Origin of the sequence: Paraburkholderia diazotrophica (assembly GCF_900108945.1) — a bacterium.
GTDB classification, from domain to species: domain Bacteria; phylum Pseudomonadota; class Gammaproteobacteria; order Burkholderiales; family Burkholderiaceae; genus Paraburkholderia; species Paraburkholderia diazotrophica.
Window position 1 is genome coordinate 15,556 of record NZ_FNYE01000035.1, and the last position, 16,786, is coordinate 32,341.

Below are 16,786 nucleotides of genomic sequence, written 5' to 3' on the forward strand. Positions count from 1 at the left end.
TGCCTCAGGCGAGTAGAGTGGGATCGATGTTGACCGACCGCGCATTGCTGAACGCGGGCAAGCCAAGCGGGGAGAGCGCGATCGAACCGTTACCCGAGTTCTTGTGACCGATCCAGCCGAGCCGCGCATCGACGAAATTGCAGCGGTTCACATACACCGTGCCCGTCTCCGACGCATCGATGAAGCGTTCGGCCCGTGTGCGCGAGCGCGTGAAAATCGACGCGCTGAGTCCATAGTCGGAATCGTTCGCGAGTTCGATGGCCTGTGCGTCGGACTTCACTTTCATCACGGGAAGTACCGGGCCGAATGTCTCTTCTCTCAGGACAGCCATCCGGGGATCGACGCCGGCCAGCAGGGTCGGCAGCAGAAACAGCGCATTGCCGATCCGCTCGCTTCGCCCTCCCGTCACCGCCGTCGCGCCTTTTGCAACGGCGTCGTCGACGAGCTGTTGCAAACGATGCACGGCCGCATCGCCGCCGAATAGCGGACCCAATGTCGTATCCGGCGCCGTGGGGTCGCCGCATCGCTGCTCGGCCATCACCTGTGCGGCCGCCTCGACGAAGCGCTCGTAAAGCTTCTCGTGAACGAACACGCGCTTGACCGCGCAGCACGATTGCCCCGAGTTGTGCAGGCGTCCGACCCGCACGGTCCATTCGACGGCACTCGCGAGATCCGCATCCTCGGCGATATACGCGGCATCGTTGCTGCCGAGTTCGAGCGAAACGCCGATAAACGGATTGCGCAGCGTATTCGCCGCGCGCTTCGCGATGCTCGCCTGAATGGAGCGACCGCCCTGCACGGAGCCCGTAAAGACGACATGATCGATGTCGGCCGTTTCGATGATGCGTGCCGACACGTCGTAGTCAACGGTGATATTCACCAGCAACGAACCGATGCCGCCCAGCGAGCCGAATGCCCGCTCGAAGTGACGACCCACGGATGGCGTGGTCGTATGCTTCAGCAGCACCGCGCTGCCGCTCAACAGCGCGCAGACGGTGCCGTTTATCGCGCAGAACAGCGGATAGTTCCAGGGCGTGATGATGTACACGAGCCCTTTCGGCACGAAGTCGATGCGCCCTTCGAAATCTTCACTGTTGTACGACGCGAGGCCATATGGCGCGAGCGCGCCGTCACTGGCGAAACGGCACATGAACTCGGCGCGCTCGATCATGTAATCGACCTCGGCGGCGGCAGCCGACACAGGCTTGCCCATTTCACGCGTGACCTCGCGCGCGATTGCATCGCGATGTTCGCTGAAGTACCGCAACGCAGCCTTGACCAGGCCAGCACGGTCTTTTGCCGGGAACTTGCGCCATTCGCGCGCCGCTGCGCGAGCCTGGGCAATGCGGCTCGACACCGCCTCATACGTTTCGGACGGCACCGAGAACACCTGTTCCCCAGTGAACGGGTTGCGCAATTCGATCATGCTCATCAAACAGTCTCCCTGGTTGCCAGTCGGGCCATCTCGCCCGTGAATGCATCGATGTCCCGCTCGCTCGTATCGAAGGACGTGACGAAGCGAACCTCGGATACGCGCGGATTCCACACGTGAAAAGCGGTGTGCTGTTGCAGCGGCGCAATCCACGACGGCGGCAAGGTCGCGAACACCATATTGGCCTCCACGGGCGCCGTGACGCGAACGCCTTCGATTGCGCGCAGCGCCGACGCGAGACGCGCCGCCATCCGGTTCGCGTGCCGCGCGTTGTGCAGCCACAGGTCGTCTTCGAAATAGCCGAGGTATTGAGCGGCGATGAACCGCTGCTTCGACGCGAGCTGCATGCCCTGCTTGCGGATCGACGGCAACGCGCCGCCGAGCGTGGGATCGATGACGACGATGGCTTCCGCCATCATCAATCCGTTCTTCGTGCCGCCGAACGACACGATGTCGACGCCCAGATCGCGCGTGATTGCTCCAAGCGACTGTCCGAGCGAAGCGGCGGCATTGGCAAGACGCGCACCGTCCATATGAACGAGCATGCCTTGCGCGTGGGCGAACCCGGCGATGCGGCGAACCTCCTCGGGCTGATAGACGGTTCCGCGCTCGGTCGCCTGCGAAAGCGATACGACGCGCGGCCGGCTTCGGTGCACGAGCCCCGCATGAAACGCGACCGCTTCTTCGAGCGCCGGCAGTTCGAGCTTCCCGTCTGTCGTCGCAACGCCCACCACCTTGCAGCCGGCCATGCGCTCGGGCGCGCCGCATTCATCGACGTAGAGATGCGCACAGTCGGCGCAAAAGACGGCATCGACCGATTGCGCGATCGCCTGCAAGGCCAATACGTTGGCCGCTGTGCCTGTGGTCACGAAAAACACCTTGGCCTGCTCGCCGAAGTGGAGGCGAAACAGCCGCTCGGCGCTCGCCGTGTACGCATCGGCGCCATAGCCGATCGCATGCCCGGCGTTGGCCGCCATCATTCGCTCGAAGAGGGCGGGATGCACGCCGGACGCGTTATCGCTCGCCAGCATCGGTTTTACCGATTCGTTCATGTGGGTTCCTAACATGCGACCACGTTCAGCGCGAGACCGCCGCGCGCCGTTTCCTTGTATTTCGTCTTCATGTCGGCGCCCGTGTCGCGCATCGTCTTGATCACGGAGTCGAGCGAAACGAAATGCTTGCCGCCGTTGCGCAACGCGAGTCGCGCCGCGTTGATCGCCTTCACCGCGCCCATTGCATTGCGCTCGATGCAGGGCACCTGAACCTGCCCGCCGACGGGATCGCAGGTGAGACCCAGGTTGTGCTCCATGCCGATCTCGGCGGCGTTCTCGACTTGCTCGGGCGTTCCGCCCATCACCTCGGCGAGCGCGGCGGCCGCCATCGAGCAGGCCACGCCGACTTCGCCCTGGCAGCCGACCTCAGCGCCCGAAATCGACGCGTTCTGCTTGTAGAGCATCGCGATCGCGCCCGCCGTGAGCAGGAAGCGTACGACGCCCGCGTCGCTCGCACCCGGCACGAAGCGCGTGTAGTAATGCAGCACGGCGGGAATGATGCCCGCGGCGCCGTTCGTCGGCGCGGTGACGACGCGGCCGCCCGTCGCGTTCTCTTCGTTGACGGCGAGCGCGTAGAGCGAAACCCAATCGAGCACGGTCAGCATGTCGCGCAGATTTTCTTCAGGACGCGCGGAAAGATTCCGATGCAGCGTGGCTGCACGCCGCATCACGCGAAGCGGCCCCGGCATGACGCCCTCGCGCGAACAGCCGCGCGTTACGCACGCCTGCATGACCTGCCAGATGCGCAGCAGGCTCGAACGCGTCTCCTCGTCGGCACGCCATGCGCGCTCGTGCTCGAACATCAGGTCGCTGATCGAGCAATTACGTTCGCGGCACAGCGCAAGCATCTGCGCGCCCGATTCGAACGGAAAGCCCGCGTTGGGCGGCGGCTCGTCCGCAAGCCCGGCCGATTGCTTGACGATGAAACCGCCGCCAACCGAAAAGTAAGTCTCGGACTCGCAACGCTCGCCTTGCGCATCGAACGCGGTGAAGCGCATGCCGTTCGGGTGAAACGCCAGCGCACGGCGATTGAAGATCAGATCGGTCTTTTCGTTGAACGCGATCGGCACGACACCGCCAATGCGCAAGCTGCGCGTCTCGCGAATGCCCGCAATACGCGCATCGACCGAGTCGATATCGACGGCATCCGGGTATTCGCCTTCGAGTCCGAGCAGCACGGCCTTGTCGGTGCCATGTCCCTTGCCTGTTGCACCCAGCGAGCCGAACAGCTCGACACACACCCGCGATACGGCGCTCGCCCCATGCGCCCGGCGCAGTACCTGCGCGGCAAAGCGGGCCGCCGCGCACATCGGCCCAACCGTGTGCGAGCTGGAAGGCCCGATGCCGACTTTGAACAGATCCAGCACACTGATCGTCATCACCGCATCCTTTTCATTACAGCGCCTGCGTGCCTTGATAAACCGGAAAGCTCCGGCACAGCGCCTGAACCTTGTCGCGAACCTTGTCGATCGTTGCGCGGTTGTAGACGTCATCGAGCACGTCGCACATCCAATGCGCGAGTTGCGCCGATTCGGCTTCGCGCAGTCCACGCGTCGTGATGGCCGGCGTGCCGACGCGAATGCCGCTCGTCACGAAAGGCGACTCGGGATCGTTGGGCACGGCGTTCTTGTTGACCGTGATATGCGCGGCTTCGAGCGCGGCATCGGCGGCCTTGCCAGTGAGCCCGCGTCCGATAAAGCTCACGAGGAACAGATGGTTGTCGGTGCCGCCGGAGACGACGCCATATCCGCGCGCGACGAACGTCGCCGCCATCGCCTTCGCATTCGCGATCACCTGCCGCTGATACCCGGCGAATTCGGGCCGCGACGCTTCGAGCAGCGCAACGGCTTTCGCCGCCACCACGTGCATCAACGGGCCGCCCTGCGTGCCGGGAAAGACCATCGAATCGATCTTCTTCTGCAACTCGGGATTCTCGCGACCAAAGATGAGTCCGCCGCGGGGGCCGCGCAACGTCTTGTGCACCGTCGTCGTCACGACGTCCGCGAACGGCACCGGGTTCGGATACAGGCCCGCCGCGACCAGTCCTGCGACGTGGGCAATGTCGACGAAGAGCAGTGCACCGACTTCATCGGCAATCTGCCGGAAACGCGCAAAGTCCAGTTGCCGCGAATAGGCGGAAAAGCCCGCGACGATGAGCTTCGGCCGGTGTTCCCGCGCGAGCGCCGCGAGCGCGTCGTAATCGATCAGCCCGTCGTCGTTCACGCCGTATTGCACGGAGCGAAAGAGCTTGCCCGAGAAATTGACCTTCGCGCCGTGAGTCAGATGCCCGCCATGCGCGAGGCTCATCCCAAGCACGGTGTCGCCGGGTTGCAGCAGAGCGAGATACACGGCTGCGTTCGCCTGAGAACCGGAATGAGGCTGCACGTTTGCCCATGCCGCGCCGAACAGCTTTTTGGCGCGCTCGATGGCGAGACGCTCGACGGCATCGACATGCGCGCAGCCGCCGTAATAGCGCTTGCCCGGATAGCCTTCCGCATACTTGTTGGTGAGCGCGCTGCCCTGCGCTTGCAGCACGCGCGGACTCACGTAGTTTTCCGAGGCGATCAGTTCGATATGTTCTTCCTGCCGTCGCTGCTCTCCGCGAATGGCGTCGGTCAGTTCCGGGTCGAATTCCTCGATGCCTGGTGATGCTGTAAACATGTGTGTTTCCTTTTCGTCAATGCCTGGTGGCGTAAACGGTCTCGTAGCTGCTTTGCGTGCCGGCCGCGTCTTCTCCGCGTTTGCACGCACGTACTCTCACTGCGCGAATAGCGGCATTCGAAATCAGCCGTTGCGCGACTGCGCCGCAAAAATCCGCGATGCCTCTGATGTGCGCCCGTCTGCAATCCTCGATCGCATGCCACATCACTTCGTAATCCACGACTTCGTCGAGCGAATCGGAAGCCGGTGTGCAAGCGCGATAGGGCACGTAAAGATCAACCGATATGAAAAACGCGGCTTCCCGATCGTCGCGGTCCGGATCGGTCAGACTCACGCGCCGGTTGCGAAGAAACAGCCGCCGGTGCTGTGCGAGGTCGACGACGTGGACCTCGCTGCGAACGACGCCACTCATCCGTGTGGTACTCGCGATGCACCGTGCGCCGCGATCCACTCCTCGATGCTTTTCGCGAATGTGCGCGGCACATACAGATCGAAGGCTTCGGCGCCGTCGTCGTCGAGCACCGCCATCGCGAGCACGGGAACGTGATGCACGTGGCTCTGCGCGATCGCATGCAGTGCAAATGCCGGAACCGAAAAGTCGATCGGCATCAGCGCGGACATCAGATGACGCACGCCCGCACCCGACAGACGCAGCAACTCGCGGCTATGCCCAAGCTCGGTGACGACGCCAATCGACGCGTCGGTCAAACGGCGCATGCTGTCCAGCCGGCGGTCGCCGCGCGGCGCGCAGATCCGCACGCGACGCGCGCCGACGCGCATCACCCGCAAGCCTTCCGACTCGGCGCCTGCGTTGACGAGCGTCGGCACTGCGCAGCCGATTGCCTTCTCCATTTCCGCGATGGCAGCGTCCCAGTTGTCCTGCCAACCGCCGAACTGCAGCCAGTCGCGGCCGGACACCGCGCGCAGCTTCGTCTGATGACGCGGGTACGAGTGATAGAGGGACGCAGAACCGCCGAAGCCGCCGATGCCGATACCGGCTTGCGCCGCCAACGTATTGAACTGTTCGTTACGCACGGAGACGCTCTCCTTCCGGATCGATAAAAATCGGATTGACGACACGTACCGTGACCGTCTCGCCCTTCAGCGGATACACCGCGCGCAGCCTTTGCCCTTCGCGCTGCCTGCCTTGCTCGACCAGTCCGAGCGCGAGATAGCGGCCGAGCGTCGGGCTATACGTCGTCGATGTGACGTGGCCGATGCCGTGTCCCTTGAGCGGACCATCCTCGGGAAACACGATGCAGCCGGGACGCAACCGCTCTTGCGGGTTCTCGGGCTGCAAGCCCATCAGCACGGGACGGTCGGCGCGAATCAGGTCCGCTCGCTGACGCAGCACGCTGCCGGCGAAGGGCTTTGCTTTCGCCATCCGGCCCAGCCCGAGGTCATCGAGCGTCGTGCGGCCGTCGAGCTCGGGGCCTGCGGCGTGCCCTTTCTCGACGCGCAACGCACCCATCGCTTCCGTGCCATAGGCGATGACGCCATGCGGCTGGCCCGCCGTGTACAGCCGGTCCCACAGGCGCGCCGCATCGCCCGCCGGGCAATAGACCTCATAGGCCAGCTCGCCCGAGAAGCTGATCCGGTGCACGCGCACCGTCACGTCCTCGAACTGTGCGAGCGCACAGCCCATGTATGGCAGCGCGTCGTTCGACAGATCGCCGCCCAGCACCTGCGCGAGCAGCGCGCGGCTACGCGGCCCCGCAACGGCCATCGCGCCCCACTGGTCCGTCACCGACGTGACGTGCACGCGCAACTCGGGCCACGCGGTTTCGAGCAGGAATTCGAGGCGGCTCATCACGGCGGCGGCGTTCGCGGTCGTCGTCGTCATGAAGAAATGATGCTCGGCGAGCCGCGTTGTCGTGCCGTCGTCGAAGACGAAGCCGTCGTCGCGCAGCATCACTCCGTAGCGTGCCTTTCCGACCGCCAGCTTCTGCCAGCCGTTGACATAGACGCGATCGAGAAACTCGGCCGCGTCCGGCCCTTGCACATCGATCTTGCCGAGCGTCGAGACATCGACGATGCCGACACCCGAGCGCACGCTCTTCATCTCATACACGTACGCGGCATCGACGTCCGCGCCGCTCGACGGGTAGTACCAGGGACGCATCCACAGCCCGACCTCCGCCATGTGAGCGCCGCGCGCGACGTGCCACTCGTGCATGGGCGTGCGGCGGACGGGACGGAAATGCTGGCCGACGGCCGCTCCGCCGAGTGCGCCGAGCGCCACGGGCGTGTATGGCGGACGAAACGTCGTCGTGCCGACGGCGGGCAGCGACGCCTGCCGATGTCCCGCCATCGTCGCCATCCCGTTCAGGTTGCTCGTCTTGCCCTGATCAGTGCCCATGCCGAGCGTCGTATAACGCTTCAGATGCTCGACGGAAACGAAGCCTTCCCGATGCGCGAGCGCCACGTCGGCGTCCGTCACGTCCGTTTGCAGGTCGATGAACGCCTTGCCTTTGAAAGCGCCAGCGCCCTTCATCAAATGCAGCGGCAGCAGCGGACTGTGCGCATCCGCGCGCGGCAACTGCTCGATCAGCGCGAGCGCATCTGCGGGCTTTTGCCCAAGCTGCCCGGCGACTTCATGACCGGCTCTGAGGCCCCCGGCGATCGCATCGACGGTCGTCGCCGCGCCGCGAATCGCGCCGGCGCATACGCAGTCGGACGTGTCGGGGCCCGCGACGAATGTGTCGAGCTCCGCGTTGAAGACGGCCTTCGTGCCCCGCTGGCTCTGCAGATGAATGACGGGTGTCCAGCCTCCCGATACGGCGAGCAGATCGCACGCGATGCGCCGCGTCCGCTGTGCATGCACGTTCGCCGACGCGACGGGTGCAAGCCGCACCGCGCGCAGCGCGCGGCCGCCTTCCGCTTGCGCGACGACGTGTCCGCGGATGATCTCGATGCCACGCCGCTCGACTTCTTCGATGAGCGGACTTGCCGCATGGTCACGTCCATCGACGACGGCGATGACCTGAACGCCCGCATCGGCAAGATCGCGTGCCGTGCGGTACGCACTGTCGTTGTTGGTCGCGACGACCACGCGCCGGCCGGGCACCACCGCGTACGCATTGCAGTACTCGCGCACCGCGCCCGCGAGCATGATGCCGGGCAGGTCGTTGTTCGCGAACACCTGCGGCCGCTCGATCGCTCCCGTTGCGAGCACCACCTTCTGTGCGCGCATCAGCCAGACGCGTTGTCGTGGCTCATGCGGAAGCGGCGCGGGCCGATGGTTCGCGACGGCTTCGAGCAGGCCGACCGTGTTGCCGTCGAAGTAGCCGAACGCCGTCGTGCGCGCAAGCAGCGTCACGTTCGGACGGCTCGACAGATCCGCGACCATGCGCTCGACCCAGCGGCTCGTGCTTTCCTTGCCGAGCTGATCGCGCTCGAAACGCAACGCGCCGCCGAATTGCGGATGCTCATCGACCACGGTCACGCGCAAGCCCGCACGTGCGGCCGTGCTGGCCGCAGCAAGACCAGCGGGACCGGCGCCGACGACCAGCACATCGCAGAACGCATTGACGGTTTCGTAGTGGTCGGGGTCGGCGTGATGCGTCGCGCGCCCCATGCCCGCGGCGCGCCGGATGTGCTTTTCATACCATTCCCACGCGCCGCCCGGCCACATGAACGTCTTGTAGTAGAAGCCCGCCGACAGCACGGGCGACAACAGGTTGTTGACGGCCATCAGGTCGAAGCGCACGGAAGGCCAGCCGTTCTGGCTGTTCGCGACGAGGCCGTCGAACAGCTCGACCATCGTGGCGCGCGTATTGGGTTCCGTGCGCGCGCCGCTGCCGAGCGCGACGAGCGCGTTCGGCTCTTCGGCGCCGGCGCTGACGATGCCGCGCGGACGGTGGTACTTGAAGCTGCGGCCGATCACCTGCACGCCGTTGGCGAGCAATGCCGATGCAAGCGTATCGCCTGCATATCCGCGATAACGGCGGCCGTCGAACGTGAAGTTCAATTCGGCTTGCCGGTCGATCAGCCCGCCCGCTGTCTGCCTGAATGCCTGTGCGCTCATGGCTGGACCCCTTCGGCGGCGAGCACGGCGGCCTTCGCGTCATCGCGCGCGGTTGTGTGCTCACGCGCCGCGATCACGTTCAGAATCTCGTGCGTGCCCGTGTCGCGCGTGACGACGAGCCACGCGCGGCAACCGGACGTGTGTTGCCAGCACTCGTCGTGCAGCCCGCGCGGGTTTCGGCGGTCGAACACATACGCGTACCAGCGCTCGAACGACGGGTCGTCCAGCGCGGGACGCGTAACCGTTGCGTCGCCGCCGTACTGAAACTCGGTGTGATCGCGCACACCGCAATAAGGACATCGGATTCTCAGCATGATGCAAATCAGTGCGCGTAAGGGTATGGGCCGGCACCCGACTCGTTGATCGTTGCGCCGGTACGGAAGCGGTCAAGGCTGAACTTGTGGTTGAGCTCGTGGGTGCGATCGTTCGCGATCGTGTGGGCAAAGGTCCAGCCGGCAGCGGGCGTCGCCTTGAAGCCGCCGTAGCACCAGCCGCCGTTCAGATACAGCCCGTCGACGGGCGTCTTCGAAATGATGGGACTGCCGTCCATCGACATGTCCATCACGCCCGCCCAATGCCGCAGCAGCCGCAAGCGCGAAATGCACGGCATCATCGAGCACGCGATCGACGCGACTTCGGCGACGACGGGGAAATTGCCGCGCTGCGCGTACGAGTTGTAGCCGTCGAGGTCGCCGCCGAATACGAGGCCGCCCTTGTCGGACTGGCTGACGTAGAAGTGCGCGGCGCCGAATGCGACCACCTGATCGACGAGCGGCTTGATCGGCTCGGTGACGAACGCCTGCAATACGTGGCTTTCGATCGGCAGCGTGATGCCCGCTTTCGACGCGACGAGACTCGTGCTGCCCGCGACGGAAAGACCGACACGCGCAGCGCGGATTTCACCGCGCGTCGTTTGCACGCCCGCGAGCCGCCCTGCTTCGAACAGGAAGCCGAGCACTTCGCAGTTCTGGATCAGGTCGACGCCGAGCCGGTCGGCCGCGCGCGCGTAGCCCCAGGCGACGGCGTCGTGCCGCGCGGTGCCCGCCTTGCCCTGGTACATCGCGCCGTGAATCGGGAAGCGCGCGGCGTCGCCGTACTCGAGATACGGCACGACCTTACGCACCTGATCGCGCGACCACAGCTCGCCATCGATGCCGTTCAGCCGCATGACGTTCAGACGCCGCGCGAAGCTGTCCAGCTGATCGGGCGAATGCGCGAGCGTGATCTGCCCGCGCTGCGAGAACATCACGTTGTAGTTGAGCTCCTGGCTCAGCCCTTCCCACAGGCGCATCGACCAGTCATAAAACTGCGTGTTGCCGTCGATCATGTAGTTCGAGCGCACGATCGTCGTGTTCCGGCCGATGTTGCCGCTGCCGAGATAGCCCTTTTCGAGCACCGCGACACGCTTGATCCCGTGCACGCGCGCGAGATAGTAGGCGGTCGCAAGCCCGTGCCCGCCCCCGCCGATCACGATGACGTCGTACTCCCGTTGAGGCTTGGGGTCCCGCCATGCGCGCCGCCAGCCCTGATTGCCGCGCAGGGCCTGCCGTACGAGTTGAAGTGCCGAGTATTCTTTCATTTCGATCAGGTGAGTTGGCGTTCGAGCGATCCGCTAGAAGGCGTTTGCGATTGGGGCCGATGGAGCGTTGCTGTTTAGCGGGCGACGGGATCAGACGGCACGGTGGACAGCACCTCTGCACCCGCAGCGGACAGCAGCACCGTGTTCGACATGAAGTAATCGCCTTTGCCCGTTCCCATCAGCCACGACAGGATGTGGAATGTCATCCCCTGCTCGATCACGCGCTCGCTGTCGTGCCGCAAGCCGACGACACGGTTGCCGCCCGTCCAGCTGGGCGCGCATCCGATGCCGACCAGATAGCCGCAGTGATGGCGCCGGTAGTGTTCGAGCCCTGCGCGATCGGCGACGCGCTGCCACGCGGCGTACACGTCTCGTGCGAGTACGCCGGGGCGCAATGCTTCGACGACGGCGGCGAACGCGTCCTGGCAAACGGCCGCCATCGTTCGTGCGGAATGCGGCACGGCGCCGACATGGACGAGGCGTCCCATCGGAGCGTGATAGCGATTCACACAGCCGGACATTTCCAGAAAGACGGTATCGCCGTGGACGAGCCCGCCGCTGCCCCATGTCGTGTGCTCTTCGCCGAGGCGGCTGCCGGGGCGGATGAACGGGCCGAAGCCGGGATAAGTGCCGCCCGCCTCGATCATCGCAGCGCTGCAACGCGCAGCCACATGCCTTTCGGGCACGCCTTCGCGGATCGCGTCGATCGACGCGCTCATCATCGCGTCGGAAACGCGCGCGGCTGAACGCATATAGACCAGCTCGGCGTCGCTCTTGACGAGCCGGATGTCATCGATGACCCACGAGAAATCCACGCACGTCGCGTGACGCATGCCGCCGCGCAGCGCCTGCCCGATGCCATCCGGCAGACCCGCCGACCAGCATTCGAGACCGACGCGCCGTGCGCCGTGTCCGGCGATGCAGGCGAGCGCCTTGTCCGCGATCGACTCACTGTCGCTATGCCCGACGAAGCGCGCATTGCCCACCTGGTTACGGATCGTCACGCCTTCCATCGCTCGCGTAATCAGCGTCAGCTCGCCCGTGAGCGGCACGATCAGAAGATGAGGCGCGAAGTAGCCCCAGTGATCGAGCCCGGTCAGATAGAAGATGTTCTCCGGGCTGCTCACGAGACACAGATCGATCTCGCGTGCCGTCATGGCCTCGCGCACCTTGCGCAGGCGCGCGTCGTATTCGGCGGCTTCAAAAATGACTTGCTGCACAGTTGTCTCCCTTCGTTGTTGCATCACGCTAGTTGTACACAAGTATCGATCAAGAAAATCGGGCTTTCAAGTACCGGCAATAAAAATTTAGCGATGATGTGTACATCATGCCTCGCTGGCGCACGATTTCGTCCCGTTTTATAGGGGATTTACCTGGCTGATGCACACTTCCAATATCGACGGGTGTATACATCTGTCACAGAAGGGGAGCGCACTCTCACGAAGATGTACACAACAGCGTTGTGCCGGGAATTTTGGTTTGACATACTCGCCGCGACGCATCGCTCGTGCGCCGAAGCGGCAACAGGATCAGGAGACGACTGGAATGAGGATCAGCAAGACCCGGGCAGTGTGTGGCGTGGCCGCGACTGCACTGCTGTTGGGCTGCGTCGCCACGCAGCCTCAACTCAGGCAATTTGTTCCCGCGTTGCTCAAGGCGACCGTGATGACGGTGCAGATCACGGCGGGCGCCGCGAGTGTCGCCGTGCCGATGGCGCTCATCGCGGCATTGATGAAGATGTACGGGCCGCTGCCGTTGAGGTGGCTGGCCATCGGCTATATCGAGGTATTTCGCGGCACGTCCGCACTCGTTCAGCTGTTCTGGCTTTTCTTCGTGCTGCCGCATTTCGGCGTCGAGTTGCAGCCGGTGCCGGCGAGCATCATCGCGCTCGGCCTGAACATCGGCGCATACGGCGCGGAAGTCGTGCGCGGCGCGCTGCAGGCCGTCGCCCGCGGCCAGTGGGAGGCGACCATTGCGCTGAACATGAGCTTCGCGACCGCGATGCGCCGCGTGATCATCCCTCAGGCGGTCGTCGCGATGATTCCACCGTGGGGCAACCTGTTCATCGAACTGCTGAAGTCGACTTCGCTGGTCTCGATGATCACCGTCGCGGATCTGACATTCAGGGCCCAGCAGCTCAATCAGTTCACCTTCAAGACCGTGCCGATCTTCACGCTGGTGCTGCTGATCTATCTGATTATCGCGGTGTTGATCACCTTCGGCTTCCGTACGCTCGAGGGCCGCGCGTCGCAGGGCATAAGGAGAAAGTCGTGACCGTATTCGATTGGCACTACGCTTTGCAGATCCTGCCGATGCTCGGGCAGGCGTCGATCATCACGGTGGAAGCCACTGTCGTCAGCTTCGCCGTTGCGGCCGTGCTCGGCCTTGCGTTCGCGATTCTCAGGATGGTCCCGGCGCCCGCCGTTGCCGTGCCCGTCTCCATGCTCGTCGAAGGCATACGAAGCACGCCGCTGCTCATCCAGATCATGTTCATCTACTTCGGCCTGCCGAAGCTCGGCATTGTGATCGACGCCTTTCCCGCCGGCGTGATGGCGCTCGGCCTGCACTACGCGACCTACTGCTCGGAGGTGTATCGCGCGGGTCTTGCGGCGATCCCGCGCGGACAATGGGAGGCCTGCGTCGCGTTGAATTTCAGTCCCGCCGACACGATGCGCAAGATCATCATTCCGCAGGCCATTCCGCCCGTCGTGCCGGCGCTCGGCAATTATCTGATTGCGCTGTTCAAGGACACGCCGCTGCTCTCGGCCATCTCCGTGATCGAGCTCATGCAGACGGCGAGAGTCATCGGCTCCACGAACTTCCGTTACGTCGAGCCCGTGACGCTGGTGGGCGCGCTCTTTCTGGTATTCAGCCTGATCGCTGCATCGGGCGTACGACACGTCGAGGCATGGCTGCGCTCATGCCGGGGAGAAAAATGATGTCGCAAAACACGCAGGATTCGATGTTGCGTTTCGATGGGGTGTCCAAGCGTTTTGGCTCGCATACCGTGCTCGACAACCTGGACCTGAGCATCCGGCCGAACGAGAAGGTCAGCATCATTGGCCCATCGGGATCGGGCAAGACGACGGTGCTTCGCACGTTGATGACGCTCGAACGGGTCGACTCGGGCTCGATCTGGATCGACTCGGAGCCACTTACGCATATGCATCGCAACGGCTCGCTGGTGGCTGCCGACGGACGTCACCTGCGGCGCATGCGTAGTAAGATCGGCATGGTTTTCCAGCACTTCAACCTGTTCCCGCACCTGAGCGCATTGCGCAACTGCATGCAGGCGCCGATGAGCGTCCTCGGCCTGAGCGCGCAGGAGGCGGAGGAACGCGCAACCGCGCTGCTCGACCTGGTCGGCCTCGGCAACAAGCTCGGCCATTACCCGGCGCAGCTGTCGGGCGGTCAGCAACAGCGCGTGGCCATCGCGCGTGCGCTCGCGATGCGGCCGAAAGTCATGTTGTTCGACGAGGTCACTTCCGCGCTCGACCCTGAACTGGTCGGCGAAGTGCTGGGCGTGATCAGGCAGCTCGGCAGCGAACACGATCTGACGATGCTGATGGTCACGCACCAGATGGGCTTTGCCCGTGAGTTTTCCGATCGCGTGTGCTTCTTCCACGGAGGCCGCATTGCCGAACAGGGACCGCCCGAACAGATATTCGGCGACCCCAGGCACGACCGGACAAAACAGTTCCTGCGCGCGGTCCTCTCAGGCTCATGATCGCGCGCGTGCGGCTGCATCTTGTTCACATGAATCGTTGCGAGACTTAATTGCCAAAGAACAGCAATAGCAAAGGAAGCAGTTCCCGTGAGCGCTTCGAGCGGATCTACAGCGCGATCCGCGAAAAAATCTGTCTGCTCGAATATCAGCCGGGCGCGCTTTTATTCGAGGATGAACTCGCACAGCAGTTCGGCGTCAGCCGCACGCCGATGCGTCGGGTGCTGAGCCGCCTCGAAGCCGAAGGACTCGTCGAGAGCCAGCACGGTGTCGGCACGTTCGTCACCGACTTCGACGACGACACGCTGAAAGAGGTCTATCAGTTCCGGCTCGAACTCGCCTCGTTGATGGGACGGCTCGCGCCGATCGCACGCAGTGACGAAGATCTCGACCGGATGAGAGCGCTGGCCGCGCGCGGAAAGCGCCTCGCTGCCGCGCCCACGATGAGTGAGTTCGCGAGGCTCAACCTCGATTACTCGCTCGAACTGACGTCGATGATCGGAAACCGTCCTTTGAAGGAAACCGCCCAGCGCCTGTTCTTTCTCGCGATACGCATCTGGATAAAGACGCTCGAAGCCGACCGGCTGAAGAACGAGGCTCACATATTTCGCCAGGAAATCGAGGATGTGCTGAAGGCGATGGAAATCGGCGATCTCGAATCGGTTGGATATCTGCATCGGACTCATCTTTCGATGAGCTTCGCGCGGCTGCGTCACTATCTCGAATCGAAGCAGGAGTAATTTCTGCGGGGGCCGCGGCGTTCGTATGGATCTTCTACCGAAGCAGAAAGGCGGGGACGTCCCCTGCGTTTCTTTTTCTGCCGACCTGGTGAAATCCCGATGCGAACATCGTCCTATGACATCGGCGTATGTATCCGTCGACGGTACTTTAGGAACCCGACAGATCTAACTTTATTGAGGAAACCAATGAGTTACGCAGAATCGTGGTCCCCCGCCCGCATCACGCCATCCATCGACGACGAGGCTCTTCAAAGCGAAAGCCACGTCATCTCCTCGCGCCAGCTGACGCGGGCCATCACGGCCGCCGCGCTCGGCAATGCAACCGAGTGGTTCGATTACGGTATCTATGCGTATGGTCTCGTCTATATCTCGGCGGCTTTGTTTCCGGGCAACGCGTCAAGCGCGACGCTGTTCGCACTCGGCACCTTCGCCGTTTCGTTTCTGATCCGTCCGCTCGGCGGCCTGTTCTGGGGCCCGCTCGGCGACAGGCTCGGACGCAAGCGCGTGCTTGCGCTGACCGTGCTGCTGATGTCGGGCGCAACGCTGCTGGTCGGCGTGCTGCCAACTTACGCTTCCGTCGGATGGCTGGCGCCTGCCGCGCTCATCGCACTCAGGATGATTCAGGGCTTCTCCACGGGAGGCGAATACGGCGGCGCGGCGACCTTTATGGCGGAATATGCGCCCGACAACCGTCGCGGCTTCTGCGGCAGCTTCCTCGAATTCGCGACGTTGTCGGGCTTCTCGCTCGGCGCGCTGCTGATGCTCGGCTTTTCGATGCTGCTCGGCGACAACGCGATGCATGCATGGGGCTGGCGCCTGCCCTTTCTCGTCGCAGCGCCGCTGGGCCTTGTCGGCTGTTATCTGCGTTCGCGTCTCGAAGAAACGCCCGTGTTTCAGGAAGTCGCGCAAGAGATCGACGCGAAGCATCAACCGGCCGTCTCGCTGAAAGAACTCTTTCGGCACTACGGCAAGCAGTTGATCCTGCTGGGCGGCCTCGCCGCCGCGCTCAACGTCGTCAACTACGTGCTGCTCGCGTACATGCCGACCTACATGCACCGGCAGATGCATGCGAGCGAAACCATGTCGCTGCTGATTCCGCTGATCGGCATGCTATCGATGATGGTGTTCCTGCCGCTCGCGGGCTGGATGTCGGACCGCTGGGGCCGCAAGACGATGTGGTGGTTCTCGCTCGTCGGGCTGTGCGTCGCGGCCGTGCCGATGTTTTCGCTGATGACGCACGGCCTTGTTGGCGCGCTGATCGGCTTCACCGTTTTGGGCTTGCTCTATGTCCCGCAACTCGCGACGATCTCCGCGATGTTCCCCGCGATGTTCCCCACGCAAGTTCGCTACGCCGGGATGGCGATCGCGTACAACATTTCGGCGACGCTCTTTGGCGGAACGGCACCGATCATCAGCGACTGGCTCGTGGACAGGACGGGCAACGCGCTGTTCCCCGCGTACTACATGATGGGTGCGTGCGTGGCGGGCGCGATCGCGCTGTATTTCGTGATCGAGACAAAGGGATGTTCGCTGCGTGGACCTGGATTGCCTGGCAAGTCCAACTGATTGCC

General features: G+C 63.9%; 15 protein-coding genes. 5 read left to right on the forward strand and 10 right to left on the reverse strand.

Features of this window, described 5'->3' with window-relative positions; translation table 11 throughout:
* Positions 1 to 4: 4 nt before the first annotated feature.
* The 10 genes from BMW76_RS30920 to BMW76_RS30965 form a co-directional block, all read right to left on the reverse strand.
* Positions 5 to 1,432: an aldehyde dehydrogenase family protein gene (locus tag BMW76_RS30920; protein WP_090872150.1), complete on the reverse strand. Its 1,428-nt coding sequence runs from the start codon at positions 1,430 to 1,432 to the stop codon at positions 5 to 7.
* Positions 1,432 to 2,484 (reverse strand): threonine aldolase family protein, encoded by a 1,053-nt coding sequence (locus BMW76_RS30925; protein WP_218162563.1) that lies wholly within the window; start codon positions 2,482 to 2,484, stop codon positions 1,432 to 1,434. The genes BMW76_RS30920 and BMW76_RS30925 overlap by 1 nt, the downstream gene beginning before the upstream one ends.
* Before the next feature lie 8 nt (positions 2,485 to 2,492).
* Positions 2,493 to 3,863: an L-serine ammonia-lyase gene (locus tag BMW76_RS30930; protein WP_090872152.1), complete on the reverse strand. Its 1,371-nt coding sequence runs from the start codon at positions 3,861 to 3,863 to the stop codon at positions 2,493 to 2,495.
* Between the two features lie 16 nt (positions 3,864 to 3,879).
* Positions 3,880 to 5,145, reverse strand: a complete 1,266-nt coding sequence (gene glyA / locus BMW76_RS30935; protein WP_090872154.1) for a serine hydroxymethyltransferase — start codon at positions 5,143 to 5,145, stop codon at positions 3,880 to 3,882.
* Between the two features lie 16 nt (positions 5,146 to 5,161).
* Positions 5,162 to 5,557, reverse strand: coding sequence for a tunnelling fold family protein (locus tag BMW76_RS30940; RefSeq protein ID WP_090872156.1), 396 nt, complete (start codon positions 5,555 to 5,557; stop codon positions 5,162 to 5,164).
* Positions 5,554 to 6,180, reverse strand: a complete 627-nt coding sequence (locus tag BMW76_RS30945; protein WP_090872158.1) for an aminomethyltransferase family protein — start codon at positions 6,178 to 6,180, stop codon at positions 5,554 to 5,556. Before BMW76_RS30945 ends, BMW76_RS30940 begins: the two co-directional genes overlap by 4 nt.
* On the reverse strand, positions 6,173 to 9,172 hold the full coding sequence (locus tag BMW76_RS30950; RefSeq protein WP_090872160.1) for a sarcosine oxidase subunit alpha family protein: 3,000 nt from the start codon (positions 9,170 to 9,172) through the stop codon (positions 6,173 to 6,175). Before BMW76_RS30950 ends, BMW76_RS30945 begins: the two co-directional genes overlap by 8 nt.
* On the reverse strand, positions 9,169 to 9,486 hold the full coding sequence (locus BMW76_RS30955) for a sarcosine oxidase subunit delta (protein WP_090872162.1): 318 nt from the start codon (positions 9,484 to 9,486) through the stop codon (positions 9,169 to 9,171). The genes BMW76_RS30950 and BMW76_RS30955 overlap by 4 nt, the downstream gene beginning before the upstream one ends.
* Positions 9,487 to 9,494: 8 nt before the next feature.
* The gene (locus BMW76_RS30960) at positions 9,495 to 10,751 is read right to left on the reverse strand and encodes a sarcosine oxidase subunit beta family protein (RefSeq protein WP_090872164.1); all 1,257 of its coding nucleotides are present in this window, start codon (positions 10,749 to 10,751) and stop codon (positions 9,495 to 9,497) included.
* Positions 10,752 to 10,825: 74 nt separating this feature from the next.
* The gene (locus BMW76_RS30965; protein WP_218162564.1) at positions 10,826 to 11,971 is read right to left on the reverse strand and encodes a M24 family metallopeptidase; all 1,146 of its coding nucleotides are present in this window, start codon (positions 11,969 to 11,971) and stop codon (positions 10,826 to 10,828) included.
* A 325-nt stretch (positions 11,972 to 12,296) separates the two neighbouring features.
* Between BMW76_RS30965 and ehuC the strand changes: the two genes are divergently transcribed.
* The 5 genes from ehuC to BMW76_RS30990 all read left to right on the forward strand — a co-directional run bounded on the left by ehuC (position 12,297) and on the right by BMW76_RS30990 (position 16,781).
* A complete protein-coding gene (gene ehuC / locus BMW76_RS30970) occupies positions 12,297 to 13,025 on the forward strand; it encodes an ectoine/hydroxyectoine ABC transporter permease subunit EhuC (RefSeq protein ID WP_090872168.1) in 729 nt (242 codons plus the stop codon).
* Between the two features lie 38 nt (positions 13,026 to 13,063).
* Complete coding sequence (gene ehuD, locus BMW76_RS30975) at positions 13,064 to 13,690, forward strand: ectoine/hydroxyectoine ABC transporter permease subunit EhuD (RefSeq protein ID WP_090872250.1); 627 nt, start codon at positions 13,064 to 13,066, stop codon at positions 13,688 to 13,690.
* Positions 13,687 to 14,478 carry an ectoine/hydroxyectoine ABC transporter ATP-binding protein EhuA gene (ehuA, locus tag BMW76_RS30980; RefSeq protein WP_281248564.1) on the forward strand — a complete coding sequence of 264 codons (792 nt, stop codon included), beginning with the start codon at positions 13,687 to 13,689 and terminating at the stop codon, positions 14,476 to 14,478. The genes ehuD and ehuA overlap by 4 nt, the downstream gene beginning before the upstream one ends.
* A gap of 50 nt (positions 14,479 to 14,528) precedes the next feature.
* Positions 14,529 to 15,215 carry a GntR family transcriptional regulator gene (locus BMW76_RS30985; RefSeq protein ID WP_090872171.1) on the forward strand — a complete coding sequence of 229 codons (687 nt, stop codon included), beginning with the start codon at positions 14,529 to 14,531 and terminating at the stop codon, positions 15,213 to 15,215.
* 186 nt (positions 15,216 to 15,401) lie between these two features.
* Entirely contained in the window at positions 15,402 to 16,781 is a 1,380-nt protein-coding gene (locus tag BMW76_RS30990) for an MFS transporter (protein WP_090872173.1), read from the forward strand.
* Positions 16,782 to 16,786 lie beyond the last annotated feature (5 nt).